Source organism: Streptomyces sp. NPDC048462, from assembly GCF_043200175.1.
Taxonomy (GTDB): Bacteria; Actinomycetota; Actinomycetes; order Streptomycetales; family Streptomycetaceae; genus Streptomyces.
The window spans coordinates 102,432-128,598 of record NZ_JBICXG010000010.1; the positions used below are offsets into that span (position 1 = coordinate 102,432).

Annotated in this window: 22 protein-coding genes; 9 read left to right on the forward strand and 13 right to left on the reverse strand. The window is 70.8% G+C overall.

The genetic code is table 11. The features are described from left to right. Positions 1-97 precede the first annotated feature (97 nt). Positions 98-1,768 (forward strand): sodium:solute symporter family protein, encoded by a 1,671-nt coding sequence (locus ACGFU6_RS18665; protein WP_393612045.1) that lies wholly within the window; start codon positions 98-100, stop codon positions 1,766-1,768. Between the two features lie 15 nt (positions 1,769-1,783). After that, positions 1,784-2,092, forward strand: coding sequence for a hypothetical protein (locus ACGFU6_RS18670; RefSeq protein WP_393612047.1), 309 nt, complete (start codon positions 1,784-1,786; stop codon positions 2,090-2,092). A 41-nt stretch (positions 2,093-2,133) separates the two neighbouring features. Here ACGFU6_RS18670 and ACGFU6_RS18675 read toward each other — a convergent pair whose 3' ends face one another. The 5 genes from ACGFU6_RS18675 to ACGFU6_RS18695 all read right to left on the reverse strand — a co-directional run bounded on the left by ACGFU6_RS18675 (position 2,134) and on the right by ACGFU6_RS18695 (position 10,987). Then, a complete protein-coding gene (locus tag ACGFU6_RS18675) occupies positions 2,134-2,826 on the reverse strand; it encodes a LuxR C-terminal-related transcriptional regulator (protein ID WP_123525557.1) in 693 nt (230 codons plus the stop codon). Positions 2,827-3,076: 250 nt separating this feature from the next. Beyond that, positions 3,077-4,975 carry a PQQ-binding-like beta-propeller repeat protein gene (locus ACGFU6_RS18680; protein ID WP_393612049.1) on the reverse strand — a complete coding sequence of 633 codons (1,899 nt, stop codon included), beginning with the start codon at positions 4,973-4,975 and terminating at the stop codon, positions 3,077-3,079. A gap of 112 nt (positions 4,976-5,087) precedes the next feature. Beyond that, positions 5,088-6,971, reverse strand: coding sequence for a PQQ-binding-like beta-propeller repeat protein (locus tag ACGFU6_RS18685; protein ID WP_393612051.1), 1,884 nt, complete (start codon positions 6,969-6,971; stop codon positions 5,088-5,090). A 251-nt stretch (positions 6,972-7,222) separates the two neighbouring features. After that, on the reverse strand, positions 7,223-8,992 hold the full coding sequence (locus ACGFU6_RS18690; protein WP_393612053.1) for a PQQ-binding-like beta-propeller repeat protein: 1,770 nt from the start codon (positions 8,990-8,992) through the stop codon (positions 7,223-7,225). Between the two features lie 171 nt (positions 8,993-9,163). Further along, the gene (locus tag ACGFU6_RS18695) at positions 9,164-10,987 is read right to left on the reverse strand and encodes an ABC-F family ATP-binding cassette domain-containing protein (RefSeq protein ID WP_393612054.1); all 1,824 of its coding nucleotides are present in this window, start codon (positions 10,985-10,987) and stop codon (positions 9,164-9,166) included. A 147-nt stretch (positions 10,988-11,134) separates the two neighbouring features. On the opposite strand from ACGFU6_RS18695, the gene ACGFU6_RS18700 reads away from it, so the two are divergent. The 3 genes from ACGFU6_RS18700 (at position 11,135) to ACGFU6_RS18710 (ending at position 12,337) form a co-directional block, all read left to right on the forward strand. Further along, positions 11,135-11,743: a lipoprotein gene (locus ACGFU6_RS18700; protein WP_393612055.1), complete on the forward strand. Its 609-nt coding sequence runs from the start codon at positions 11,135-11,137 to the stop codon at positions 11,741-11,743. Positions 11,744-11,828: 85 nt separating this feature from the next. Further along, positions 11,829-12,080 carry a type II toxin-antitoxin system Phd/YefM family antitoxin gene (locus ACGFU6_RS18705; protein WP_393612057.1) on the forward strand — a complete coding sequence of 84 codons (252 nt, stop codon included), beginning with the start codon at positions 11,829-11,831 and terminating at the stop codon, positions 12,078-12,080. Further along, the gene (locus tag ACGFU6_RS18710; protein WP_393612059.1) at positions 12,077-12,337 is read left to right on the forward strand and encodes a Txe/YoeB family addiction module toxin; all 261 of its coding nucleotides are present in this window, start codon (positions 12,077-12,079) and stop codon (positions 12,335-12,337) included. The genes ACGFU6_RS18705 and ACGFU6_RS18710 overlap by 4 nt, the downstream gene beginning before the upstream one ends. On the opposite strand, the gene ACGFU6_RS18715 is transcribed toward ACGFU6_RS18710, so the two are convergent. From ACGFU6_RS18715 to rsmI, 5 genes are all read right to left on the reverse strand, one after another. Continuing rightward, the gene (locus ACGFU6_RS18715) at positions 12,325-13,233 is read right to left on the reverse strand and encodes a 4-(cytidine 5'-diphospho)-2-C-methyl-D-erythritol kinase (RefSeq protein WP_393612061.1); all 909 of its coding nucleotides are present in this window, start codon (positions 13,231-13,233) and stop codon (positions 12,325-12,327) included. The two genes, ACGFU6_RS18710 and ACGFU6_RS18715, sit on opposite strands and share 13 nt — an antisense overlap. Further along, on the reverse strand, positions 13,230-14,132 hold the full coding sequence (rsmA, locus tag ACGFU6_RS18720; protein ID WP_393612063.1) for a 16S rRNA (adenine(1518)-N(6)/adenine(1519)-N(6))-dimethyltransferase RsmA: 903 nt from the start codon (positions 14,130-14,132) through the stop codon (positions 13,230-13,232). Before rsmA ends, ACGFU6_RS18715 begins: the two co-directional genes overlap by 4 nt. A gap of 138 nt (positions 14,133-14,270) precedes the next feature. Then, positions 14,271-15,137 carry a TatD family hydrolase gene (locus ACGFU6_RS18725; protein ID WP_393612065.1) on the reverse strand — a complete coding sequence of 289 codons (867 nt, stop codon included), beginning with the start codon at positions 15,135-15,137 and terminating at the stop codon, positions 14,271-14,273. A gap of 50 nt (positions 15,138-15,187) precedes the next feature. After that, a complete protein-coding gene (locus tag ACGFU6_RS18730; RefSeq protein ID WP_393612067.1) occupies positions 15,188-15,598 on the reverse strand; it encodes a hypothetical protein in 411 nt (136 codons plus the stop codon). A 160-nt stretch (positions 15,599-15,758) separates the two neighbouring features. Further along, a complete protein-coding gene (rsmI, locus tag ACGFU6_RS18735; RefSeq protein ID WP_393612068.1) occupies positions 15,759-16,646 on the reverse strand; it encodes a 16S rRNA (cytidine(1402)-2'-O)-methyltransferase in 888 nt (295 codons plus the stop codon). 62 nt (positions 16,647-16,708) lie between these two features. On the opposite strand from rsmI, the gene ACGFU6_RS18740 reads away from it, so the two are divergent. Beyond that, complete coding sequence (locus ACGFU6_RS18740; protein ID WP_393612070.1) at positions 16,709-18,487, forward strand: dolichyl-phosphate-mannose--protein mannosyltransferase; 1,779 nt, start codon at positions 16,709-16,711, stop codon at positions 18,485-18,487. 142 nt (positions 18,488-18,629) lie between these two features. Next, the gene (locus tag ACGFU6_RS18745; RefSeq protein WP_393612072.1) at positions 18,630-20,285 is read left to right on the forward strand and encodes a penicillin-binding transpeptidase domain-containing protein; all 1,656 of its coding nucleotides are present in this window, start codon (positions 18,630-18,632) and stop codon (positions 20,283-20,285) included. 69 nt (positions 20,286-20,354) lie between these two features. Here the strand turns inward: ACGFU6_RS18745 and ACGFU6_RS18750 are convergent, their stop codons facing one another. Beyond that, complete coding sequence (locus tag ACGFU6_RS18750) at positions 20,355-21,311, reverse strand: ornithine cyclodeaminase family protein (protein ID WP_393612074.1); 957 nt, start codon at positions 21,309-21,311, stop codon at positions 20,355-20,357. A gap of 181 nt (positions 21,312-21,492) precedes the next feature. On the opposite strand from ACGFU6_RS18750, the gene ACGFU6_RS18755 reads away from it, so the two are divergent. Together ACGFU6_RS18755 and ACGFU6_RS18760 are read left to right on the forward strand one after the other, a co-directional pair. Beyond that, positions 21,493-22,005 (forward strand): YbaK/EbsC family protein, encoded by a 513-nt coding sequence (locus tag ACGFU6_RS18755; RefSeq protein WP_393612075.1) that lies wholly within the window; start codon positions 21,493-21,495, stop codon positions 22,003-22,005. Continuing rightward, positions 22,002-22,853 (forward strand): EamA family transporter, encoded by an 852-nt coding sequence (locus ACGFU6_RS18760; protein WP_393612077.1) that lies wholly within the window; start codon positions 22,002-22,004, stop codon positions 22,851-22,853. Before ACGFU6_RS18755 ends, ACGFU6_RS18760 begins: the two co-directional genes overlap by 4 nt. 343 nt (positions 22,854-23,196) lie before the next feature. On the opposite strand, the gene ACGFU6_RS18765 is transcribed toward ACGFU6_RS18760, so the two are convergent. Further along, complete coding sequence (locus tag ACGFU6_RS18765) at positions 23,197-24,351, reverse strand: methyltransferase domain-containing protein (RefSeq protein WP_393612079.1); 1,155 nt, start codon at positions 24,349-24,351, stop codon at positions 23,197-23,199. 13 nt (positions 24,352-24,364) lie between these two features. Beyond that, positions 24,365-25,231, reverse strand: a complete 867-nt coding sequence (locus ACGFU6_RS18770) for a radical SAM protein (protein WP_393612081.1) — start codon at positions 25,229-25,231, stop codon at positions 24,365-24,367. Positions 25,232-26,167: the final 936 nt, after the last annotated feature.

Sequence of the window (26,167 nt, forward strand, 5' to 3'; positions counted from 1 at the left end):
CAATCAAACAAAGAACCTCAATGGAACTGTTCATTTTCTGAACACAAGGGCGTAGTTTCCTTCGGGTTCAGTACACGCAACGAAGCGAGTTCCCCCCATGCACTCTCTGGCATCCGGGCTCCGGCTCCCCACGAACGGGCTCGATTACACGATCCTGGCGATCTACTTCGTCGTCGTTCTCGGCATCGGCTTCGCCGCTCGCGCGAGCGTGAAGACGAGCCTCGACTTCTTCCTCTCCGGACGGTCACTGCCCGCATGGGTGACCGGTCTGGCCTTCGTGGCGGCCAACCTCGGCGCCACCGAGATCCTCGGCATGGCGGCGACCGGCGCTCAGTACGGCGTCGCGGTCGTCCACTGGTACTGGATCGGCGCCATCCCGGCCATGGTCTTCCTGGGCCTCGTGATGATGCCCTTCTACTACAAGTCCAAGGTCCGCTCCGTACCGGAGTTCCTGCTCCACCGCTTCGACAAGTCGGCACACCTGCTGAGCTCCATACTCTTCGCCTTCTCGGCGGTCCTGATCGCGGGCGTCAACCTGTACGCCCTGTCGATCGTGGTGGAGGCCCTCCTGGGCTGGCCGCAGTGGGTCGCGATCGTCGTCGCGGGCCTCTTCGTCCTGATCTACATCACCATCGGCGGGCTCTCCTCCGCCATCTACAACGAGGTACTGCAGTTCTTCGTCATCCTCGCCGCGCTGATCCCGCTGACCATCCTGGGTCTCAAGCGCGTCGGCGGCTGGGACGGGCTGAGCGACTCGCTGACCTCCAGTCACGGCTCGAACTTCATGAGCGCCTGGGGCGGCACCGGCATCGGTGACGCCAACCCGCTCGGTGCCAACTGGCTGACGATCGTCCTCGGCCTGGGCTTCGTGCTCTCGTTCGGCTACTGGACGACGAACTTCGCCGAGGTGCAGCGCGCGCTGTCCGCGAAGAACCTCTCGGCCGCTCAGCGCACCCCGCTGATCGCCGCGTTCCCGAAGATGTTCATCGTCTTCCTCGTGATGATCCCCGGTCTGGTCGCCGCCGTGATCGTGCCGAACATCGGCACCGCGGGCTCAGGCACCACGTACAACGACGCGATCCCGCTGCTGATGCGGGAGCTGCTGCCCAACGGTGTCCTCGGCATCGCGGTGACCGGCCTGCTGGCCGCGTTCATGGCGGGCATGGCCGCCAACGTCTCCTCGTTCAACACCGTGTTCACCACGGACATCTGGGCGCGGTACGTGAAGAAGGACCAGTCGGACGCGTACTACCTGCGCTTCGGCCGGGGGATCACGGTCGTCGGGGTGCTGGCCTCCATCGGCACCGCGTTCATCGCCGCCAGCTTCTCCAACATCATGAGCTACCTCCAGACGCTGTTCTCCTTCTTCAACGTCCCGCTCTTCGTGGTCTTCATCATCGGGATGTTCTGGAAGCGCGCCTCGATGAAGTCCGGTGTCTGGGGCCTGCTGGCGGGCACCACGGCCGCGATGGTCAACTACTTCGTCATCTACAAGCAGGGCATCATCGACATCCCGAGCGACCAGGGCGCCAACTTCGTCTCCGCGATCGTCGGGTTCGTCGCCGGTGCGGTCGTGATGATCGTCGTCACGCTGTTCACCGCCCCCAAGCCGGAGGCCGAACTGGCCGGTCTCGTATACGGAACCGAGTCGCCCGGCCTCCAGGAGGCGCCCGCGGAGGGCGACGACGCCTGGTACCGCAAGCCGGCCCTGCTGGGCTGGGGCGCGATCGTGCTCGCCGCCCTGTGCTACGTCCCCTACTCGTTCTGATCGGAGTAACTCACCATGTCCGAAATGCACAAGGAAGTCTCCGAGCTGGAGAAGAAGTCGGCCACGGCGGCCCGCCTCTTCGACATCCGGACGATCATCGGCGGTCTCTTCGTGGTCTACGGAGTCATCGTCACCATCGCGGGAATCAGCCCGTCCGACGCTGACCTGAAGAAGGCCGAGGGCGTCCACATCAACCTGTGGACCGGCCTGGCCATGCTGGCGCTCGGGCTGTTCTTCCTGGTCTGGCTGAAGCTGCGGCCGGTCCAGGCACCCGTCCCGCCGTCGGACGCGGCCCAGGACACCACGGGCACGCCCGGCAGCTGATCCGCCGCCGCGCAGTCACCGCCGGGAGGGGCCGGACACCGTCAGCCGACGGGGTCCGGCCCCTCCCGCGTACCGGCGGCCCGGTCCAGCAGCCCGGTACGGGCGGCCAGCGCGGCCGCCTCCAGCCGGGAGCCGACACCCAGCTTCATCAGGACCCGCTGCACATGGGTACGGGCGGTGCTCGGCGCGATCCGCATCCCGGCCGCGATCAGCCGGGTGCCCTCGCCCTCCGCGACCCGGACCAGGACCTCGACCTCGCGCGGGGTGAGCAGCTGGAGGAGCCGCTGCCCCTCGTCGTCCGGCTGGACCGCCGGGTTGAGCAGCTCCGCGAAGGCGCCCTGGAGCAGTTGCGGCGCGACCGCCGCCTCGCCGGCCCGCGCCTTGACGATGGCCCGCTCGACGCCCTCGATGCGCTCGTCGTGGCGGACGTAGCCGGCGGCGCCCGCCGCGAAGGCGGCCGCGATGCCCAGCGGGCTGGGCACCGGACCGAGCACCACCACGGCGATCTGCGGGCGCTCGCGCCTGATCCGCACGATCGGGTCGAAGGCGCCCGGTGCGGCGGGTGCCGCGGTGCCGTACAGGCAGACCTCCGGAGCCCGGCCGACCACCAGGTCCGCCGCTCCCGAGGTGGGCGCGGCGGCGGCGAGCACCCGGTGACCGCGTAGTTTGAGCGCCGAGGCGAGCGCCTCGGCGAGCAGTCGGTGGTCATCGACCACCATCAGCCGCACGCTCATCGAGCAAACCCCCGTAGCACTGGCGCCGGGCCCCCTGGCCTTCTAGTGCCGCGCACTAGACCCGGCAAGTTACACGGATGTTCGACGCCGCGTGCGTCTTAGCCGCAGAAGGCCCGTGGAATGGCCATGGATTGCCCAATCGTGTTCCGTTCCGGCCCACTTGAGGGTCATAACCTGACTGCGCAAAAGCGGCCGGCCCTGCCGGTCGACTGAGCGACCGGCAGGGCCGGGGGTTCCTGCTGACGTCAGGTCAGTTCGCGCCGAACGCGACGACGAGGTACTCCTTGTCGTCCAGCGAGCTCTCTCGCGGCTTGCTGATCATCGTCTCGGAGATGAACAACCGCCCACCGCTGTAACGGTATTCGGCGTACTCCGGGGAGAAGCTGGTCTCCGCGTCCCGGATCGTCTCGTCGCTCGGGTTCTCCATCAGCACGGTCTGCTTGAAGGTGCTGCCGTCGATGGAGACGATCTGGCCACCCTTGTCGTAGGGGGGCTCCTTGTAGGCGATGATGTTGCCGCCGTCCATGCGGACCGGGAACAGCGTGTAGTCGTCGCCCGCGTCGGCGCGGTCGCCGGTCTGCTTGCCGGTGGCCAGGTCGAAGGAGACGATCTCGTTGGTGTCGCCGGCGGAGTCGTTGCTGCCGTCGTGCTCCTCGGTGGGCACGTAGACGCGGTTGTTGCCGACCGCGACCTGCTGGCAGCTCTCGACCTCGGTGGAGCGGCAGCTGGCCGCGTACTTCTCCCCGTCGGCCGGAATCCGGGCCAGCAGCTTGCCGGTGGCGGCGTCGATCGAGAAGAAGTCGGAGATCCCGCTGCCGTCACCCGCGGTGTCGCCGACGTCGGCCGCGACCACCAGGGGCTTGGTGGAGACGATGCTCGCGTACTCGACACCGGGCGGCATCTTGTACGAGGAGAGCGGGGCGCCCGAGGTCGGGTTCAGCGCCTGGATGGTGAGCTGGGGGTCGTCGTACGCGCCGCACCTGCGGACCACGGCGAGCGCGTCGCCGCCGCCGTACCCGCTGTCGTAGCAGCGGTCGGTGCTCACCTTGGGCTTCCAGCGCTCGGCGCCGGTGTTCAGGTCGAAGGCGGCGCCGCCGTCGGTGCCGGCCGCGGCGACCGTGGTGCCGCTGAGGGTGATCTCGGCGAAGCGGACGGGTTCGTCACCGCCGGTGGCGGCGGTGACCGACTTGCTCCACATGAGCTTGCCGGTGCTGAGGTCCAGGGCGCCCACGTGGTCGCAGCTCTGGTACTTCTTCGCGGCGGTGCGCTTGGCCCCCTCGAAGGCGACGGCCGTCTTGAAGTCCTTGCTCATGTGCCGGGAGGCGGCGCAGAGCTGGCCGGGCAGCGGGATCGACCAGAGCTTGGTGCCCTTGGCCGGGTCGTAGCCGATGATCTCGTTGACGCCCGTCTTCACGTACGCCTTGTCCGTCAGCCAGGACCCGTCGACCGTGGTGACGTCGGTGACCTTGGGCTGCGGCAGCTGGAAGGCGACCGTGCTCCTGGTGTTCGCCGGGACCTTCTCCTGGCCGCTGCCGCCGCCGAGGTCCTTGCCGTCGCCGCCCTTGTTCTCGCCGTCGGTGCCGGCGGAGGTGGACGCCTCGTCCTTCTTGCCGTCGCCGTCGCCACCGCTGGAGGCGTACCAGACGCCGCCGCCGACGATCAGCACCACGGCGACCACCGCGGCGACGATGATCTGTGCCTGGGTGGAGAACTTCTTCGGCCCGTTCCCGTTCTGCGGCGGCTGACCCGGCTGCTGCATCGGGGCGGTCGGGTACCCGTAGCCCTGCGGGGGCCGGCCCTGCTGCGGGTAGCCGTAGCCGGGCTGCTGCTGGGGCTGGCCGGGCGGAAACCCGTAACCGGGCTGCTGCGGCTGGCCCTGCGGGAAGCCGTAGCCGGGCTGCTGCTGCGGCTGGCCGGGCGGGGGCGTCTGCGGGTAGCCGTAGCCCGGCTGCTGCTGGGGCGGGCCGGCGGGCGGCGGGGTGCCGTACCCGCCCGGGGGCGGGGTGGCCGGCGGGGCGGCCGGCGGCTTGCCGAACGGGTCGGCGGGCGGCGGCGTCGGTGCGCCGAAACCGCCGGGCGGCGGGTCCTGCGGTGCGCCGAACCCGCCCTGCGGCGGTTCGTTGGGCGGCGGCTGGGGCGGCTGTGTCATGGCGTTGGGTACCTCTGGGAGAAGGAGAGTCAGTCGGGGGGCCTGAGCCGGCCGAGGACGGTTCTGCTGCCGTCCTCGGCCGGCGGGTTCCTGCGGGTGCCGCGGTGAGCCGCTACTTGCCGAAGGCCATCATGGTCTTCGTCTCCAGCTCTTCCTTGTCGTTGCTGGCGCTGACCCGCCCGCTCGTGACGAACGAACGGCCGCCCGCGTAGAGGACCTTCTCGTTGTAGAAGGAGCTCTCGATCTCCGAGGTGGAGTCCGGGTGCTGCAGCACCATCTGCGGGGTGCCGCCGGCCGGTGCCAGGCTGGCGATCCCGCCGCCCTTGCCGTAGCCGGCGTCGACGTAGAGCAGCAGGTTGCCACCCTCCATGCGCATCGGCTGCATCGTCTGCTCGGCCGGGGCGTTCGCCTTCCACTTGGTCTTGCCGGTGTTCAGGTTGAACGCGACGACCTTGTTGGTCCGGGCGGTGCCGCTGGTGTCGTCCTGCGTCGCCATGTAGAGCGTGTTGGGGTCGGTGGCGACGCCCGCGCAGCCGTCGACGGACTTGCCGAAGATGGCGAAGGTGCCGCCGCAGTTGGTCGCGAACGAGTCGCCCTTGTCACTGATGACCTGGGAGCGGAGCGAGCCGTTCTCCTTGAGCGCGAGGACACTCCACTTCTTGGCGTCGCCGCTGCCCTTGGTCAGCGAGACGATGAGCGGGCTCACCGAGTAGAACCGGTCGATCTCCCAGCCGCGCGCGGGCTTGTACGTCCACTTGGGCTTCCCGGTGACCGGGTCGATCTCCTCGACCTCCTGCTGCGGGTTCTCGACGTCCTCGGTGCGGCAGTTGGTCGCGGCGATCAGCTTGGCGCCGCCCGCGAAGGAGAACGGCTGGCAGTTGCCGGAGCGCTTGCCGAACAGCGCCTTGCCGTCGCTCACCCGGAAGGCGTTGGAGGCGCCGGTGCGGCCGACCGTCACGGTGTCGCCGCTGATCGCGAGGGAGATGTCCGACAACATGTCGAACAGTCCACTGCTCTTGATCGACTTCTTCCAGCCGGCCTTGCCGGTGTTGAGGTCGATCAGCTGGAGGTCCGCGCAGTTCGCCTTGCTGGTGGTGCCGTCCTTCACCCCGATGACGATCTTGCCGTCGGTGGTGGTCTGCGCCGGTGCGGAGCAGATGTCCGTGCCCAGCTTCAGCGACCACTTCTCCTTGCCGTCGGCCACCGAGTAGCCGGAGACGGTGCGGTACATGCCCTTGACGATGGTGTCGCCGACTATCCAGGGGCCGTACACGTCGGCGCCGTTGCGCGGGAGGTCGACGTCGTTCTTCTGGAGCCAGAGGACCTTGGCCTCGCCGGCCTTGCGCCCGGCGTTCAGGTCGTCGTTGCCCTCACGGCCCGTCCCGTTGCCGTCGCCCTCGTCCACGGAGGGCGAGACGGACGGCTTCGGGTCGCTGGTGCTCTCCTTCGCGACGGGCTTCTTGTCGTCGTCGCCGCCGCTCGTGGCCAGGTAGACACCGCCGACGGCCACCAGCAGCACGGCGACCGAGGCACCGATGATCATCGCGGGCTTCCCCTTGAAGGGGCTGCGGCCGCCGGGACCCCCCGGGCCCCCGGGAAGCGGTGCGGTGGGGTACTGCTGCTGCGGGTAGCCGTACCCGGGCTGCTGCTGACCGTAGGGACCGGGCTGCTGCGGCTGGCCGTAGGGACCGGGCTGCTGGGCGTAGGGGCCCGGCTGCTGCTGGCCGTACGGGCCGGGCTGCTGCGGCGGCTGCTGACCGTAGGGACCGGGCTGCTGACCGTACGGGGGCTGCTGCGGCTGGCCCGGCTGCTGCGGGTAGCCGTAACCCGGCTGCGCGGCCGGCGGGCCCGGCGGGGCGGCCGGTGCCTGGGGCGGCTGCGCGGGGGGCGGCGGGGTCTGCGGCGGGCCCTGGGGCGGCTGCGGGACCCCGTGCGGCGGCTCCTTCGGAGCGCCGAAGCCTCCCTGCGGCGGTTGCTGGCTGGGCGGCTGGGTCATCAGCGCGTCCCCCTTCGTGCGGTCCGGTGCCCGTTCCGGACTCCCCCGCGATTTCGCCTGGGCTCAGGGGAGTCGGACAAGACCCCCTGAATCTCCAGCGAAATGGAGCGAATCGGGCATGGATCCCGCAGTGTTACGACAGTCGAGCGGGGCTTCTTTCTACCACCCGCCCCGGCACGGGCCCCGGTTCGGTCCACCCCTGTTCCCAAGGGAGAACCGGGCCGTGATGCTGCCGTTACGCCTACGGCCCGTCAGCTCCCGAAGGCGGCCATCGACCGCTCCTCGATCTCGTCCCCGTCCTCGATGCCGCTGATCCTCGCCTGGGTGAGGTAGGAGCGTCCGCCCACGTAGGTGATGCGCGAGAGGGAGAACCCGCGCTCGGTGGGCGCGCCCGACACCGGGTGCCGCAGCACCATGCCCCAACTGCCCCCGGTACTCGGCACGGAGGCGATGCCGCCGCCCTTGTTCCTGGCGGCGCCGAGGTACATCAGCAGCTTGCCGCCCTCCGTCCGCAGCGGGGTCAGGGGCTGCTGGGCCGGGGACCGGACCGACCACTTGTGCTTGCCGGTGGCCAGGTCGAAGGCGGCGACCTTGTTGCCGTCACCGGCCTTGAGGTCGACGGCCTTGGTCGCCATGTAGAAGGTGTCCGCGTCGGCGGCCACCCCGAGGCAGTTGTCGAGGTTGGGGCCCTTGACGATCAGGGCCTTGTCGCACGCGACCTGGTAGTCGCCCGGCCCGCCGGAGAGCTGGGTGCGGTAGGTGCCGTCGGCGTTGAGGACGAGGATGCCCCACTTATCCGGCTGCTTGAGCGAGATGACGATGGGGTCGGCGGAGTAGATCTGCTCGACCTGCCAGCCCTTCTTGACCTTGTACGTCCACAGCCGCTTGCCGGTCGCGGGGTCGATCCGCTGCACCTGGTGTTCCTTGTGGTCGTCGGCGGCGGTCTGGCAACTGGCCGCCGCGATGGCCACCTCACCGCTTGCGAACCCGAACGGCTGGCAGTTGCCGGGCAGTTTGCCGAACACCGCCTTCCCGTCGCTGACCCGGAAGGCGTCGCTCCTGGAGGTGCGCCCCACGGTCACGGTGTCGCCGTTGGTGGACATCCTGAGGTCGGAGAGCCCGTCCCAGATGCCCTGGCGGACGTACGTCTTGTGCCAGCCGGCCTTCCCCGTGTCCAGGTCGACCATCTGGAGGCCGTTGCACTCCGAGTCGCCGGCGGTGGTGCGCTTGACGCCCAGGACGATTCTGCCGTCGTCGGTGGGCTGCGAGGGCGCGGCACACGCGGTGGTGCTGAGCCGCAGGCTCCACTTGCGCGAGCCGTCGTTGATGTCGTACCCGGTGACAGTGCGGTACATCGCGGTGACGACGGTGTCGCCGGAGAACCAGGGGCCGTACACGTCCTCGCCGCCCTGGGGCAGATCGACGCCGCCCTTCTGGAGCCAGAGCATCTTCGCCTCGCCCGGCTTGCGCTTCGCGTTGACGGCGGCCGTCTCCTCGGCGGGGCTGATCAGGTCCTCGTCCCCGCCCTTGCTCACGGTCGGCGAGGGGGACGGGGAGGTGTCCGGCTGCCCCGAGCTGTGCGCCGGTCCGGCCGTGGGCTTCCCGCTCCCGGCGTCCCCGTCGAGCGCGAACCAGATGCCGCCGCCGGCCAGCAGCGCCACCGCGAGCACGGCGCCGACGATCGTCCGGGTCCCGCCGCGGAAACGCCCGCCGCCGGACCCGCCGGGCCGCGGCGGCTGCGGCGGTGGCTGCTGCGCCGGGATGCCGTAACCGGGCTGGGTGGGCTGCGCGTGCGGGCCGGGCTGCGTCGGGTACCCGTATCCGGGCGCGGGCTGCGGCGGGTACCCGTAACCCGGCGCGGGCTGCGCGGGTGGTGTGTACGGGCCGGGCTGCGCGGGTGGTGTGTAGGGGCCGGACGGCTGCGCCGTGCCTTGGCCCGGGGGCGGGAACGACTCGGGCGGCGGGCCGTAAGGGGCCCCGAACTCACCCTGCGGCGGCTGCTGTCCGGGCGGCTGGCTCATCGGCCCGTCCCCCTGTTCCTGGTGTCACCTGCGGTGTGGCACGGTCCGGCTACCGCGCGCGGGCAAGATCTCTTTCTACCATCTGCCCCACGCGCCCCACAGGCCACCATCGACACATCGGCCGCACCAGCCGCACGGGTCGTGCGGCGGTGCGGCGGTGCGGCTCAACGGTCAGGCGTCCTCGGCCAGTTCCAGCCAGCGCATCTCCAGCACATCGCGCTCCGCGACCAGTTCACGCAACTCGGCGTCCAGCTTCGCCACCTTCTCGAAGTCCGTCGCGTTGTCGGCGATCTGCGCGTGCAGCGTCGTCTCGCGGGTCGACATCTTGTCGAGCTGCCGCTCCACCTTCTGCAGTTCCTTCTTCGCCGCACGCGCCTCCTGCGGCGAAACGCCCGGCGCCGGAGCGGCGGCGGGCTGCGAGGACGTCGTGGGCGCCACCGCGGCCGGGATGCCGGCCGCCGCCATCTGCCGCCTGCGCTCCAGGTACTCGTCGATGCCGCGCGGCAGCATCCGCAGCGAGCGGTCGCCGAGCAGCGCCAGCACCCGGTCCGTGGTGCGCTCGATGAAGAACCGGTCGTGGGAGATCACGATCATCGACCCGGGCCAGCCGTCGAGCAGGTCCTCCAGCTGGGTCAGGGTCTCGATGTCGAGGTCGTTGGTGGGCTCGTCGAGGAAGAGGACGTTGGGCTCGTCCATCAGCAGCCGCAGGATCTGCAGCCGGCGCCGCTCACCGCCCGACAGGTCGCCGACCGGGGTCCACTGCTTCTCCTTCGTGAAGCCGAACTGCTCGCAGAGCTGCCCCGCGGTCATCTCCCGGCCCTTGCCGAGGTCGACCCGGTCGCGCACCTGCTGCACCGCTTCGAGCACCCGCAGGTTCGGGTTCAGCTCGGCGACCTCCTGGGAGAGGTAGGCCAGCTTGACGGTCTTGCCGACGATGACCTTCCCGGCTGCGGGCTGTTCCTCGCCCTGGGTGCGGGCGGCCTCGGCCAGGGCCCGCAGCAGCGAGGTCTTGCCCGCGCCGTTGACCCCGACCAGGCCGATCCGGTCGCCGGGGCCGAGCTGCCAGGTGAGGTGGGTGAGCAGTGTCTTGGGCCCGGCCTGGACGGTCACGTCCTCCAGGTCGAAGACGGTCTTGCCGAGCCTGGCGTTGGCGAACTTCATCAGCGCGCTGGTGTCACGGGGCGGCGGCACGTCCGCGATCAGCTCGTTGGCCGCCTCGATGCGGTAGCGCGGCTTGGAGGTACGGGCGGGGGCGCCCCGGCGCAGCCAGGCCAGCTCCTTGCGCATCAGGTTCTGCCGCTTGCCCTCCTCGGTGGCGGCGATCCGTTCCCGTTCGGCACGGGCGAAGACGTAGTCGCTGTAGCCGCCCTCGTACTCGTGGACGCTGCCGCGCTGGACGTCCCACATGCGCGTGCAGACCTGGTCGAGGAACCAGCGGTCGTGGGTGACGCAGACGAGTGCGGAGCGGCGGGCGCGCAGATGGCCGGCCAGCCAGGAGATGCCCTCGACGTCGAGGTGGTTGGTCGGCTCGTCGAGGACGATCAGGTCCTGTTCCGCGATGAGCAGCTTGGCGAGCGCGATGCGGCGGCGCTCACCGCCGGAGAGCGGGGCGATGACGGTGTCCAGGCCGTGCTCGAAGCCCGGCAGGTCCAGGCCGCCGAACAGCCCGGTGAGCACGTCGCGGATCTTGGCGCTGCCCGCCCACTCGTGGTCGGCCAGATCGCCGATGACCTCGTGGCGGATCGTCGCCTTCGGGTCGAGTGAGTCGTGCTGGGTCAGGACACCGAGGCGCAGCCCGCCGTTGTGGGTGACGCGTCCGGTGTCGGCGTCCTCCAGTTTGGCGAGCATCCGGATGAGAGTCGTCTTGCCGTCTCCGTTACGACCGACGACACCGATCCGGTCCCCCTCGGACACACCGAGGGACACACCGTCGAGCAGCGCACGGGTGCCGTACACCTTGCTGACCTGCTCGACATTGACGAGGTTGACGGCCACAAACGCTCCAGCTCGAAGGGAGAACACTGAACCTTCAGCGTAGTCGCCACGGTGCGGGCCTCCGTACGGTCACCCCCGTGGGGTACCTTGCCCGCAATGATCAGGGCCCGGGGGGCGGGCTGTATGGGTACTGGGGTGGGGAACGTCATGACAAGTCGTACGGTTCGCGGGCTGGCGCCCGTCCTGCTGGCAGCGGTCGCGCTGGCCGGCTGCTCGTCGGAGTCCGGCGGGGACGCCACTGGGGCGGCGAAGGCGGCCGCGAAGGGCGGCACGGTCGGCGGTCCGGGGTCGGGGTGCGAGCTGCCCGTGGCCTTCGACCTGGCGGAGCGCTGGAAGGCGAAGGCCGTCGAGCCCGTCGACCCGGAATCGGAGCTGGCCGGGCTGGCCACCCAGGGCCCGGTGAGCATGGTCTGCGAGATCGACGCGAAGCCGGCCGGGCACATCGGCTTCCTGCGGGTGTGGCAGGGCGACGGCAAGTCCGGCACCCCGCGCCAGGCGCTGGAAGGCTTCGTGAAGGCCGACGAGAACGCCTCGAAGATCACGTACTCCACGTCCACCGCCGGGAAGCTGTCCGTGGCGGAGGCCGGCTACACCGTCCACAGCAAGGTCATGGACGAGTCCCGCCCGGCCCGCGCCTTCGCCGTCGCCACCCCGGACGGGCCGGTGGTGGTGCACCTGGGCGGGCTGGACGCGCAGGAGCACGCGGGGATGCTGCCGGCGTTCGAACTGGCGAAGCGGAGCGTGCGGCTCGGCTGAACGGGGCCGGATCGTCGTTGCCCCTCGGACATCCCGCCCGTACAATTTCCTGTACGTACAGGATTCCGTACAGAAGGAGGGCGCTATGAGGACGATGACCTACACCGAATCACGGGCCCGGTATGCCGAAACCCTCGACGCGGTGGTCGACGACCGCGAAGAGGTCATAGTGACGCGTGCCGGCCATGAGCCCGTGGTGATCGTGGCGCTCGATGAGTACCAGGCCATGAAGGAGACCGCCTACCTGTACCGGAGTCCCGAGAACGCGCGTCGCGTTCTGGCGGCCATCGACGAGCTTGAGCACGGTGGCGGCACGGTCCGGGACCTCGTCGAATGAAACTTGTCTGGCATGAGTCGGCGTGGGCGGACTACGTGTGGCGGCAGGCGCAGGACCGCAAGATCCTCAAACGGATCAATGCCCTGCTCACCGACGTCATCCGCAACGGGAACGAGGGCATTGGCAAGCCGGAGCCTCTGCGGCACGGCTTCCACGGATACTGGTCCCGGCGGATCAGCGACGAGCACCGGCTCATCTATCGCGTGGTCGAGGACGAGGTCCGTATCGTCTCGTGCCGCTACCACTACAGCCGCTGAACCACCGCCGCCCCCGGCGCCGGGGACGTCGCGACGCGGGCGGTGCGACAGGTGCCCGAGGCGGTCAGGGCATCGGCGACCTTGCGGGCTGACGCCTCGTCCTCGGTGAGGAACGCGGTGGTCGGGCCGGAGCCGGAGACCAGCGCGGCCAGGGCGCCCGCTGTGGTGCCCGCAGCGAGGGTGTCGGCCAGCGAGGGGCGCAGCGACAGCGCCGCGGGCTGGAGGCCGTTGCTCAGGGCGGCGGCGAGGGCCTTGCTGTCGCCGGTCCGCAGCGCTTCCAGGAGCACGGGGGACGCGACGGGTTCGGGGACCGCCGTCCCGGCCGTGAGCCGGTCGAACTCGCGGTAGACGGCCGGGGTGGAGAGGCCGCCCTCCGCGACGGCGAAGACCCAGTGGAAGGTGCCGCCGGTCTCGGCCGGGGTCAGCCGCTCGCCGCGGCCCACACCGAGGGCCGCGCCGCCGACCAGGCTGAACGGGACGTCGCTGCCCAGTTCCGCGCAGATGCCGAGGAGCTCCTCGCGGGTGGCGCCGGTGGACCAGAGCGCGTCGCAGGCCAGCAGGGCGCCGGCCCCGTCGGCGCTGCCGCCCGCCATTCCGCCGGCGACCGGGATGTCCTTGTCGATGTGGATGTGCACCAGGGGCTCGATGCCGTGCCGTGCGGCCAGGGCGATCGCGGCGCGGGCGGCGAGGTTGGTGGCGTCCAGCGGGACCTGGGCGGCGTCCGGCCCCGAGCAGGTGACGCGCAGCTCGTCGGCGGGGGTGACGGTGACCTCGTCGTACAGGCCGACGGCGAGGAAGACGTTGGCAAGGTCGTGGAAGCCGTCGGGACGGGCGGCGCCGACGGCGAGCTGGACGTTGACCTTGGCGGGTACCCGGACGGTGACGCGCTCGCTCATGCGGACTGCTCCGGCTCGTTCTCGGCGGGCTTGTTCTCAGCGGGCTTGTTCTCAGCGATGGCGGCGAACTCCTCGACGGTCAGTGCCTCGCCGCGAGCCTGCGGGGAGATCCCGGCCGCGACGAGCGCGGCCTCGGCGGCGGGCGCGGAGCCCGCCCAGCCGGACAGGGCCGCGCGCAGGGTCTTGCGGCGCTGGGCGAAGGCGGCGTCGACGACCGCGAAGACCTCGGCCTTGCTCGCCGTGGTCGCGACGGGCTCGGCCCGGCGCACCAGGGACACGAGCCCGGAGTCCACGTTGGGGGCGGGCCAGAAGACCTTGCGGCCGATGGAGCCGGCGCGCTTGACGTCGGTGTACCAGTTGGCCTTGACCGACGGCACTCCGTAGACCTTGTTGCCCGGCCGCGCGGCCAGCCGGTCGGCCACCTCGGCCTGGACCATGACCAGGGTCCGCTCGATGCTCGGGAAGCGGTCGAGCATGGTGAGCAGCACCGGCACGGCGACGTTGTACGGGAGGTTGGCGACCAGTGCGGTGGGCGGCGGTCCCGGCAGTTCCCGTACCAGCATGGCGTCCGAGTGGACGAGGGCGAAGCGGTCCGCGCGCCCCGGCATCCGGGCGGTGACGGTGGCGGGCAGGGCGGCGGCGAGCACGTCGTCGATCTCCACGGCGACGACCCGGTCGGCCGCCTCCAGGAGCGCCAGGGTCAGCGAGCCGAGACCGGGGCCGACCTCGACCACCACGTCGTCCGGACGGACCTCGGCGGTCCGCACGATCCGGCGGACGGTGTTGGCGTCGATGACGAAGTTCTGGCCGCGCTGCTTGGTGGGGCGTACGCCCAGCGTCGCGGCCAGCTCGCGGATGTCTGCGGGGCCCAGGAGGGCGTCGGGCTCTGTGGTGCTCACCCGTAAAGCGTAAGGCGCTCGCGGGCCTCTTTCGTCGGCCGAGCGGCCGAGCCGCGTAAGTCGACTCGCGGACCTTTTCCCGGCCGGCGGCCGAATCGCCCGAGTTCCGTGAGTCGGCTCACGGAACTCGGGCGACACTCAGTAGTCGAACGCGCGAGCCGTGTTGCCGGCGATCGCCGAAGCCAGGGTGTCCTCGTCGACGCCCTTCACCTCGGCCATGGCGCGCAGCGTGACCGGAATCAGATACGGCGCGTTGGGCCGTCCGCGGTACGGGGCGGGGGTGAGGAAGGGCGCGTCCGTCTCGACCAGGACCAGTTCCAACGGCGCCACGGCGAGCGCGTCGCGCAGCGGCTGGGCGTTCTTGAACGTCATGTTGCCCGCGAAGGACATGAAGTACCCGGCGTCCGCGCAGATCCGGGCCATGTCCGCGTCGCCGGAGTAGCAGTGGAAGACGGTCCGCTCGGGGGCGCCCGCGTCGGCCAGGATGCGCAGCACATCGGCGTGCGCCTCGCGATCGTGGATGACGAGCGCCTTGCCGTGCCGTTTCGCGATCTCGATGTGGGCCCGGAAGGACTCCTCCTGGGCCGCCACGCCCTCGGGGCCGGTCCGGAAGTAGTCGAGCCCGGTCTCCCCGACGCCGCGTACGTGCTCCAGCGCGGCCAGTGCGTCGATCTCGGCGAGGGCCTCGTGGAGCGCCGCCGTGCCGCCGCCCTCGCGCGCCCCCTGCCGCGACCAGTTGTCCGGATCCCCGTGCACGATCCGGGGCGCCTCGTTGGGGTGCAGGGCGACCGCCGCGTGGACGCTCGGGTGGGCGGCGGCGGTCTCGGCGGCCCAGTGCGAGCCCTTCACGTCGCAGCCCACCTGGATCACGGTGGTCACGTTCACCGCGGCGGCCCTGGCCAGGGCCTCCTCCACGGTGCCGTCCTGCATGTCCAGGTGGGTGTGCGAGTCAGCGACCGGGACCCCGAGGGGTTCGGGCAGCGGCGGGGCTTCGGTACGGCTCATGGCCACGATCGTACGAGGACCGCGGCCTGCGGCTCATGTGCGGTGGGCGCTCACTTGCGGTGGAAGGGATGCAGCAGGTCCGCGAGGTGCCAGTGGTGCTCGCCCGCCGGAACGGCGGTGGCGGCCACGGCCTCGGCCTTGCGGTCCCGGGCGTCTTCGGCGGCGTCGGCGGGGGTCCCGGCGGGGCGGTTCCCGGCGGGCAGGCGGTTCTGCATCAGCTGCTGGACGGTCGAGACCCGGCCGGAACGCATGATGCGCACGACGTGCCCACCGCAGTTGGTGCAGGTGGGCGTCGAAAGGGGGGAGGGCACGCGTTGGCCGTCCGCCTTGTAGACCACGAAGGCGTGGCCCGAGCCGTCGACGTGGTGCTCTATCTCGTAGGCCTGTTCCCAGCCGTGTCCGCACCTCATGCAGGCGAAGGAATACGCCTCGTGCACGGTGGCTGCTGCGATCTCGCTCATGCCTGCTCCTCTTGTCCGCCGGACAAGCACTCCGGAGAATGCGTCCTGTCATCCAGTGGACGCCTTTACCGGCGGGAGCGCACCAGCCCCTGTCGAGTGTTTGAGCGGTCTTGGCCTTCTCGTGGCAAAAGGGGCCGGTACGCGGCTTTCGCTTTGCCTTTCACGATAGTCCTTTGCCCTCCGACGGGCCGGTCCGAGCCGCGTTCTTTGCTGCCACCACGGCATCGAACACCTCGCGTTTGGGCAGGCCGGCGTCGGCGGCGACGGCGGCGATCGCCTCCTTGCGCCGCTCCCCCGCCTCCTCTCGCACCTGCACCCTGCGCACCAGCTCCCCGGCGTCCAGTTCCTCGGCCCCGGACTCGGCCGCGCCCTCGACGACGACCGTGATCTCGCCGCGTACGCCCTCGGCCGCCCAGGCCGCCAGTTCGCCCAACGGACCGCGCTTCACTTCCTCGTAGGTCTTGGTCAGCTCCCGGCAGACGGCGGCGCGCCGGTCGGCCCCGAAGACCTCGGCCATCGCGGCCAGGGTGTCGTCGAGCCGGTGCGGGGCCTCGAAGAAGACCATGGTGCGGCGCTCACCCGCGACCTCTCGCAGCTTGCCGAGGCGCTCGCCGCCCTTGCGCGGCAGGAAGCCCTCGAAGCAGAACCGGTCCACCGGCAGCCCGGACAGCGCGAGCGCGGTGAGCACGGCCGACGGTCCGGGCACCGCGGTGACCTTGATGTCCTGCTCCACGGCGGCGGCGACGAGCCGGTAGCCGGGGTCGGAGACGGACGGCATCCCGGCGTCCGTGACCAGCAGTACGCGGGCCCCGCCGGTCAGCGCCTCGACGAGTTCCGGCGTACGCGCCGACTCGTTGCCCTCGAAGTAGGACACGACACGCCCCGTGGTGTGGATGCCCAGCGCCTGGGTCAGCCGGCGCAGCCGGCGGGTGTCCTCGGCGGCGACGACGTCGGCCGTCTCCAGTTCGGCGGCGAGGCGTGGCGGGGCGTCCGCCACATCGCCGATGGGGGTCCCTGCGAGTACCAGCGTTCCAGTCGTCTCCGTCACAACGTCCATCCTCCCAGCACGGGCGGCACCACTCGCACAGATGCGTTCCCTACGATGGCGCGGTGACGAGTACAGCGCCCGATGCCCGGCAGGGCCAAGACGCCGGGGATCAGTACGGCCCGGAGCCGACTTCCTGGCAGCAGCGGCTGCGCCGCTTCGGCCATTCACCGCGCCCCGGGATCGGGTTGCGGGAACGGCTGATTCCGCCGTACACCCGCCCCGGGAGCCGGCTGTGGGCGGTGCTCGGGGTGCCCCCGGTGCTCGCGGAGCGGCTGCTGCGCTGGTCGGCCTGGGGCGGTCCGCTGCTGGTGGCGCTGGTCGCCGGGGTGCTGCGGTTCTGGAACCTGGGCAGCCCGCACGCGGTGATATTCGATGAGACGTACTACGCCAAGGACTCCTGGGCGCTGATCAACCAGGGCTACGAGGGGGCCTGGCCCAAGGATGTCGACAAGCTGATCCTGGCCGACCCGTCCAAGGTGAACATCCCGGTCGACCCCGGCTATGTGGTGCACCCGCCGGTCGGCAAGTGGATCATCGGGATCGGCGAGCAGATCTTCGGCTTCACGCCGTTCGGCTGGCGCTTCATGGTCGCGGTGCTCGGCACCCTGTCGGTGCTGATGCTGTGCCGGATCGGCCGCAGGCTCTTCCGCTCGACGTTCCTGGGGTGCCTGGCGGGTGCACTGCTCACGGTGGACGGGCTGCACTTCGTGATGAGCCGCACCGCGCTGCTCGACCTGGTGCTGATGTTCTTCGTGCTGGCCTCGTTCGGCTGTCTGCTGATCGACCGGGACTGGGCGCGGGGCCGGCTCGCGGCCGCGCTGCCGGTCGACGCGGACGGGGTGCTGCGACCGGACGCCGCCGTGGCGGAGGGGCTGCGGCTCGGCTGGCGGCCGTGGCGGATCACGGCCGGGCTCATGCTCGGACTGGCCTCCGCCACCAAGTGGAACGGGCTGTACATCCTGGTCGCGTTCGGCCTGTTGACGGTCCTGTGGGACGTGGGCGCGCGGCGTACGGCGGGCGCGATGCGGCCGTACCTGGCGGTGCTGAAGCGGGACCTGGCCCCGGCGTTCGTCTCCACGGTGCCGGTGACGATCCTGACCTACGTGGCCTCGTGGACCGGCTGGATCATCCGCAACTCCCCCGCCCGGCACGGCTACTACCGGGACTGGGCGGCGACCGACGGCAAGGGCGGCAGCTGGACCTGGCTGCCGGACTGGGTACGAAGCCTGTGGCACTACGAGTACCAGGTCTTCGAGTTCCACGTGAACCTGACGTCCGGCCACACCTACCAGTCCAATCCGTGGAGCTGGATCGTGATGGGCCGCCCGGTCTCGTACTTCTACGAGGAGCAGAACGGCTGCGCCGCTTCGGAGACCGGCAAGTGCGCCCGCGAGGTGCTGGCACTGGGCACCCCGCTGCTGTGGTGGGCCTCGTGCTTCGCGCTGGTGTACGTGCTGTGGCGCTGGGCCTTCCGCCGCGACTGGCGGGCGGGCGCGATCGCGTGCGGGGTGGCGGCGGGCTGGGTGCCGTGGTTCATGTACCAGGAGCGCACCATCTTCGTCTTCTACGCGGTGGTGTTCGTGCCGTTCCTGTGCCTCGCGGTGGCGATGATGATCGGCGCGATGCTGGGTCCTGCGGCGGGCACCGGGACGAAGCACGAACTGGGCCTGACCACCGGCGATCCCTCGGGCGAACGGCGCCGCACGCTGGGGGCGGTCGCGGCCGGCGTTCTGGTCCTGCTGATCGTCTGGAACTTCATCTACTTCTGGCCGCTGTACACGGGCACCCCGATCCCGGAGAACTCCTGGCGCGACCGGATGTGGCTGGACACCTGGATCTAGGACCTCTGCTGCCGCGTGTTCGCGCGATAGCGGATCGCATTCCGATAACAACCGGCTCCACTGTCACAGCGGTCCCGTAGGGTGCCGAGAAAGCCTCCTTGAACACGTTCAAGGAGGCCTCCTGGGGAGGGGGACTGCAGGAATGCGCAGTGGAGCGAAGATAGGCATAGTCGGTGGGGTGTTCGCCGTCGTGGTCGGCGGGGTCGGCTACGGGGCGTACAACATCCTGGACGGGCTCGGGGACAGCGGCGTCGGTGGCGGTACGGAGACCACGGCCTCGTCGGACGAGGTGCGGACCGGTCCGGTCACCAAGCAGGAGATAGCCGAGACGTCGAAGAAGTTCCTCGCGGCTTGGGCGAAGGGTGACGCGGACGTCGCGTCCCAGCTAACCGACAACCCGGCCGACGCCGGACCGCTCCTGACGCAGTACAGCGAGTCGGCGCACGTCACCAAGGCCGTGATCACCCCCGGCACGGCGACCGGCACGAAGGTCCCGTACACGGTCAGGGCGACGGTCTCCTACAAGGGGAAGACGAAGCCCTGGTCGTACGAGTCCGAACTGACCGTGGTGCGCGGGGTGTCCACCGGCCACGCGCTCGTCGACTGGAAGCCCTCCGTCGTCCACCCGCAGCTGAAGAAGGGCGAGACGCTGGAGACGGGCGAGGCCTCGACCGCGTCGATCGAGGCGGTCGACCGCAACGGCCAGGTGCTCACCAAGGAGAAGTACCCCTCGCTCGGCGGCATCCTGGACGAACTGCGCAAGAAGTACGGCGAGAAGGCCGGCGGCACCGCGGGCATCGAGACCTGGATCAACAGCGAGAACGCGGACGGCGCCGACACGACGCTGCTGACCCTGGTCAAGGGGAAGCCCGGCAAGGTGCAGACCACGCTGGACGCGCGGATCCAGGCGGCGGCCGAACGGGGCGTGAAGAAGTTCGACCAGTCGTCCGTGGCGGCCGTCGAACCGTCGACCGGCGCGATCCGAGCCATCGCCAACAACCCTTCGGGCGGCTTCGAATCGGCGCGGTGGGCCAAGGTCGCCCCCGGCTCGACGATGAAGATCATGACTGCCGCGATGATCATCCAGCACGGGCTCGGCAGCGCGAACGGGGCGGTCGAGTGCCCGTCCTCGGTGCCCTGGGAGGGCGTGACCTTCCACAACCTGGACAACTTCTCGATGACGGACGGCCCCACGCTGAAGCGTGCCTTCGCCAGGTCCTGCAACACCGCTTTCATCAAGCCGATACTCCCGCTGGGGAGCGACAAGCGGGACACCGCGCTCCGCGAGGAGGCCGGTGAGTACTTCGGGATCGGCCAGGTCTGGCGGACCGGCATCGGCACCTTCGACGGTTCGGTACCCGCCTCGACAGGCGCGGAGACCGCGGCCTCGTACATCGGCCAGGGCAAGGTTCAGATGAGCCCGCTGAACATGGCGTCGGTCACCGCCACCGCCGTGGGGGGCCGGTTCAGGCAGCCCTACATCGTCCCGCAGAACCTGGACAACCGGGTCTTCGCCACGGCGAACCCGCTGCCGGGCGGAGTCTCGGCGCAGCTGAAGGAGATGCTGAACTACACCGCGACCGCCCAGGAGGGCACCGCGACCCGAGCCATGGCGAACGTCGGCGGCTCCAAGGGCGCCAAGACGGGCTCGGCGGAGATCGACGGCCACGCCACGTCCGACAGCTGGTTCACCGGCTACAGCAACGACCTCGCCGCGGCGGCCCTCGTCCAGTCCGGCGGCCACGGCGGCGACGCGGCCGGCCCGGTCGTCGCGGAGGTCCTGCGCGCGGGACCGTGACGGCGGAAGCGGGGCGCCGGTCCCGCCCGGCCGGGCGGGACGGCCGGCGCTACTCCGGACCGGCCGGCGCTACTCCGGAACGCCCGGTGCGCCCGGAACGCCGGGTGCGCAGAGAGCGGCGGCCAGCGCGACTTCGGTTCCCGCCAGGCCGGTTGAGCAGTAGAGGGTGATCTGTCCGGGCCCGGTCCGGCCGGCGGCCGCCCCGGCGAGTACGGCGCCGAGGTCCGTCATCCGTTCGGCGGCGACCAGATGCGGTTCGGCGTAACCGGCCGCCTGGGCGCGTGAGTCGGTGAGGATCACGTCGGCGCGCTCGGCCAGCGAGGCGGGGATCTCGTGCCGGGAGGCGCTCTTGGGGCCGAGTGTCGTCACATGGGTACCGGGACCGATCCACGCGGTGTCCAGCACCGGTGTACCGCTGTCGGTGGCGATGATCACCACGTTCCGGCCGCGTCCCGCGTCCTCGACGCTCGCGGCCGTGCCCACGGTCAGCCCCAGCTCCTCGGTGGCGCGACGGGCGAAGGCCGCCGCCCGGTGCGGCCGGCGGGCGACCACCACCGCCTCCTCGATCTCCCGCACCGCGCGCAGGGCCCACAGCTGCGCCCACGCCTGCACTCCGGCTCCCACCAGGGCCAGGCGTACCGGCCCGGGGCAGGCGGCCGCGTCCACGGCGACGGCCCCCAGCGCCCCGGTCCGCCGCGCACCGAGTTCGCTCCCGTGCACCAGCGCCCGCAGCCGGCCGCCGGCCGCGTCCCAGACCGCGACGAGCTGCTCGGCGTCGGCGGCGGTGTGGTAGACGCGGAAGCCGAACACCCCCTGTTCCCGCAGCCTCCCGGCGGTGAAGGCCAGCTGCCCGTCACCGATGTCGGCACGCACCCGGGGCGGCGCGTGCAACGTGCCCCGGTGATGCGCCAGCAGAGCCGAGCGGACAGCCCGGACAGCGGTTGCCGCGTCGAGGCGGCCGCGCACGTCGTCGTCGTCGAACAGCTGCGGGGCCGGCAGCCGCGAATCCGGCACGGGAAGATCCATGGCCGCATCCTCCCAAGCCGGCGCCGGGGCGGCATCGGTCTCCGGTCGGGCTCCGGCCCCGTCCTGCGACCGAGTACCGGTCCCGGTCCGGACGCGATGCCGGACCTGTGGCGCGAGGACCCGGGCCCGCTGCGCGAATCCGGCTCGCACGCCCGCGACCACGGCCGATAGCGTGCGGGGCATGAGCACTTCCGACACCAACGCACCGGCGGGCGGCAACGCCGCCGCCCATCCCCGATTCGCCGAGGCACTGCGCGAACTGGGTCTCGATGTCGAGATCCGCCGCTTCCCGGAGGCCACCCGGACCGCCGCCGAGGCGGCCGCCGCGGTCGGCTGCGCGCTGAGCGAGATCGTCAAGTCGCTGGTCTTCGAGGCCGACGGGGTGCCGGTCCTGGTCCTGATGGACGGCTCATCGCGGGTCGACATGGAGCGGGTGCGGGCGGAGTTGGGCGCGGAGAAGGTCCGCCGGCCCGGCGCCGACGTGGTGCGCGAGGCGACCGGGTACGCGATCGGCGGGGTGCCGCCGTTCGGGCACCGCACCAGGACCCGAGTGCTGGCCGACCGGGGGCTCCTCGCGCACGAGGTGGTCTGGGCGGCAGCCGGCACGCCGTACACGGTCTTCCCGCTCGATCCGGGGACGCTGATCGAGCACGCGGGCGGCACGGTGGTGGACGTGCGCGAGCAGACCGCATGACGCCGCTGGTCGCGATAGCCGTCCTGTCGGCCGCGTTCACGCACGCCGGCTGGAACGCCATCGCACACGCGATCAAGGACCAGTTGGTCTCGTTCACCCTGATCTCCGGCGGCGGGCTGCTGATCGGCGCGGCCGCGGCGGGCTTCGTCCCGTTCCCGGCCGCGGAGGCCTGGCCGTACCTGGCCTTCTCCGCCGCCCTGCACGTCACGTACATGCTGCTGCTGATGCGCTCGTTCACCCTGGGCGACTTCGGGCAGATGTACCCGATCGCCCGGGGCACCGCCCCGCTCGTCGTCACCGTCCTGGCCGCCGTCTTCGTGGGCGAGCGCCCCGACGGCTGGGCCACGGCGGGCGTCGCGGTGGCCTCGGCGGGGCTGGTCGGGCTGGCCCTGTGGGGCATCCGGGGCTCCGGCAAGCGCCCGCACTGGCCCGCGATCCTCGCCGCGCTGGCGACCGGTCTCGCCATCGCCGGCTACACGACGGTCGACGGCGTGGGCGTACGTGCCTCGGGCAGTTCGCTCGGGTACATCGCCTGGCTGATGATCCTGGAGGGCATCGCGATCCCCGCGTACGCCCTGTACCGCCGCCGCTCCGCGCTGACCGCCCAGCTCCGCCCCTACGCGGTACGCGGACTGCTCGGCGCGGCCCTGTCGGTGCTGGCGTACGGCCTCGTCCTGTGGGCGCAGACCCGGGCCGCACTGGCCCCGGTCGCCGCCCTGCGTGAGTCCTCGATCATCGTCGGCGCGGCCATCGGCACCGTGTTCTTCAAGGAGCGGTTCGGCGCCCCGCGCGTCGCGGCGGCCGGGCTGATGGTGGTCGGAATCGGGCTGATGCTGCACACGAGTTGAGGGCGGAGCGGGACGAACGGCGCGCCGTCCGGGGGCAGGCACAGGGTCAACTTGAGCTACGACAGCTCCAACGGCCTGCGGGCCGGAACCCAAGGACGGGTGACGAAGGAGCACCTCAAGGCCGAAGTGTGCATGCAGTTGCACTGATCCGAGGACGCGCCAAGGGCCGAGACCGCGTCCGGGACGGCTGGTTGCCCAGGCCGAGGGGTCATTGCGTATCAAGGCCGGGCCTCCTCGAACCGCGAAACGCTGCCGCCGAACAGCAGGTGGGTGCCCGCCGGCCAGAAGCAGGCAGGCAGGCGGGCACCAAGTGGCTGATCAGCTGCCGACGAGGAGCCCAGAATTACCCGTCATGTCCGAGGGATGCGCTCCATCCGCCACGCGAGAAGTGGCACACCCCGTCCGGTGAGATGCGCACTCGCGCGCCGCGCAGAGGCAACGAGCCCTCGACGTTGAGGCGGTTGCGGATACGTTCCAAGGCGGTCCACAGCTTCTGTGGCCCGCTCTGATGGACTTCCGGCGGATCGACCCACTTGGCGGACGCGCGCGCCCACGATCCGTCGGGATGGACGAGGCAGGCAGTGCGAGTCCGGTCGTCGAGTTCTTCGTAGGCGACTTCCACACCGGGCGCGGTGAGCTCCAACATGGATCGCAGCTCCCACGCGTTCGCTACGTCGACCACCGGATAGCGACCCGTACTGACGTCTGCCCCTTCCGCACTCCGCGCGGCGGCGAACAGTTCGGCGCGCTCCGGCGGGTAGTCGTCCCCGGAGCGGGTGACCATGAAGCCCGCCATGTCATCTTCGACTCGCCCCACCACCTCCCCGTTGGCATGCTTCCAACCGGTGACGATCAGGCAGGTTCGCCCGAGCGTCGTAGCGATGCGACCGCCCGGTACGAGCGCGGCCAGCACCGGCCGCAGTCCCGGGCCGGCAGGGAGTCCAACGGTCGAGACGATCCGTTCGTACGCGCCAGGTACCTCCTTCGTCGCGTCGGCGGTGACGAAGCGGGGGTGGATGCCGAGCGGGGCCAGTCGTTCTCCGGCCGCACCGGTCAGGTGGGAGTCCACATCCAGGCTGGTCACGTGCTGGTCCCCGATGCGCCGAGCCGCGTAGGCGGTGAGCCCACCACTCCCGGTCCCCAGGTCCAGGACCGACAGCCCGTCTCCCAAACGCCCGTGGCGGAGCATGCGCACAACGAGACTCGGCATCGTGGCCGACGACGTGGGGCGACCATCCGCCCGATCCCCGACCTGAGCGTGGTCCGCGTACAGGGTGCCAACCTTGGTGACCAGCGACCGGTCCGAGTAGGCCGCCCGCATCCACCCTTCAGGGTCGCTGAAACCGTCACGCAGCACCCAGTCCGAGCCCGCCGCGTCCCTCTCCCACCACCGGGGAACCAGTTGATGACGGGGCACGCCCGCCACCGTCGCCAGCCACCGCGAATCGGGGTCCGCCACCTTGTCCGCGAGTCGCCCCGCAGGTCCGTGCCAGTCCATGCTGCCCAGCCTCTCAGTACTTCGGTGCACAGGCGGTCGTGGTCGCCGGGCTGCAATCGCCGCTGTCATCCGGCGGGCAGGCATTCCGGGCAGGCAACGGAATCCGGGCCGCGAGGTCTGCCCAAGCCTCTCCACCGAGCAGTTCCCCTAACCGGGTCTCGCGTACGTTCCCGACGGGGAAGTCCCGCGCGAGCACACACCCTGCAAGCTCGCCGTCCGGAAGGACGGCAGCCCGCCCGCGCGTGCACCTCCCGCACATCTCGTCAAGCGTCGGTGACTGCCCCGGCAGCAGCGCCCGTCCGACCGCCCGCGCCCTGTCCATGGTGATCCGGGTGACACCCATGGATTGCAGCTCGGCACGAGCCGCGTTGACACGTTGCCCCGGCAGGACTTCCACGATTCCTGCCCGGATCGGCACACCCCGCCTCAGGGCCTCATGGATGTTGCGACGGGTCCGAACGTAGCTTCCGCTCCGGCCAGTGATCTTGTCGTGCTCGGCGAGATCGTCGCTGTAGTAGCTGGTCCCGAGCGTGACCGCCGGGCGCGTGAACAGCTCCCACCACTGGTCGTGAACCATGTACAGGTTGCTGTACACCTCCACGTCACGGCCGAGTGAGAGCGCGTACTCGGTGAGAGCCCGCCAGTGCGGATGAACGGTCGGTTCTCCGCCGATGACCTGAATCGTACGAATGCCCAGAGCGGCGGCATCGAAGATGACCGACCGCCAGTCGTCGAGGGTCATCGCGCCGTGCGTTGCCTGCGGACTGGACTCGGACAGGCAGTGCGTACAGGACAGCTGACATTTCCCGGTGATCTCCAGCTCCAGGGACTGGATACTGCCAACCGGCTCTCGGGTGGGCCGTTCGATGAACGTGGTCATGCTGCGTTCCTCTCCGCTGAGTGGTGCACCGCATTCACTGACCCGTCCGGCGAAGCCGAACGGGAAGCTTGAGGGGTGGCCCCGCCCACCGCGTCACACTCCACGACGGGCGGGGCCACGAGCTGAGCTCTTCAGCCAACAGCCGTAGTCAGCAAGGGCGTTCTTCTCCGCGCCGCTGATAGGCGACGTGCCGGGCCAGCGCGTCGAGCTGTCGGCAGTGGTAGGCGGTGCCGGGCAGGAGGCACCGCAGTTCCGTTTCCCACGGCCGCCCCCCAGGCCGCACGACGCGCACCCGGGTGCCAGTCGAACTGATCACCATGCAGGGCATCCCCTTGACGCGCTCGAACACCACCTGCCCCGGCCTCAGGCCCACCGGAGCGAACGACTGCTTCCGGCGTGGGGCTTCAGCGGTGCGGACGGGAGTGGGTAGCGGTCGCGAGTTGAGTCGACCGGACGCCGCACGCAGAACTCGCGGCTGCGGAGCGCTCACCTCAACCCCCCGAACATGCGCCGCCGGTCGTTCTCGTCACGGATGCGAGCCCGAAGATCCTGGAGCACAGGGCTGTCAGGCCCCGAGGGAAGGCATGTCTCACGTTCCGGGGCACGAGCGGGATGCTTGGGACGGTCCGGGCACACAGCCGCGCCACACGCGCACGGCGGATAGGTCAGGGGCGACCGATAGGCAGGGAAGTCCGGGCCATCCCACTGCTCGGAATCCGTCTCTGCGCCATTGCCTCGCAGACGAGGTGCGGGCTCCGGTTGATACCGGGCATCGCCAGTCACGGCGCGCGCTGCCATTGCCGCCTGAAACCGGCGCTCCGCGCGCTCCCAACGATCGTACGCAGCTTGGGAATACGGGCCGTTCGGGGGACGTGGAGTCACGCCGGCCGGGAGGGCGGATCGGTGCACCAGCAGGCGGCGGGGGCCGATCGCGAC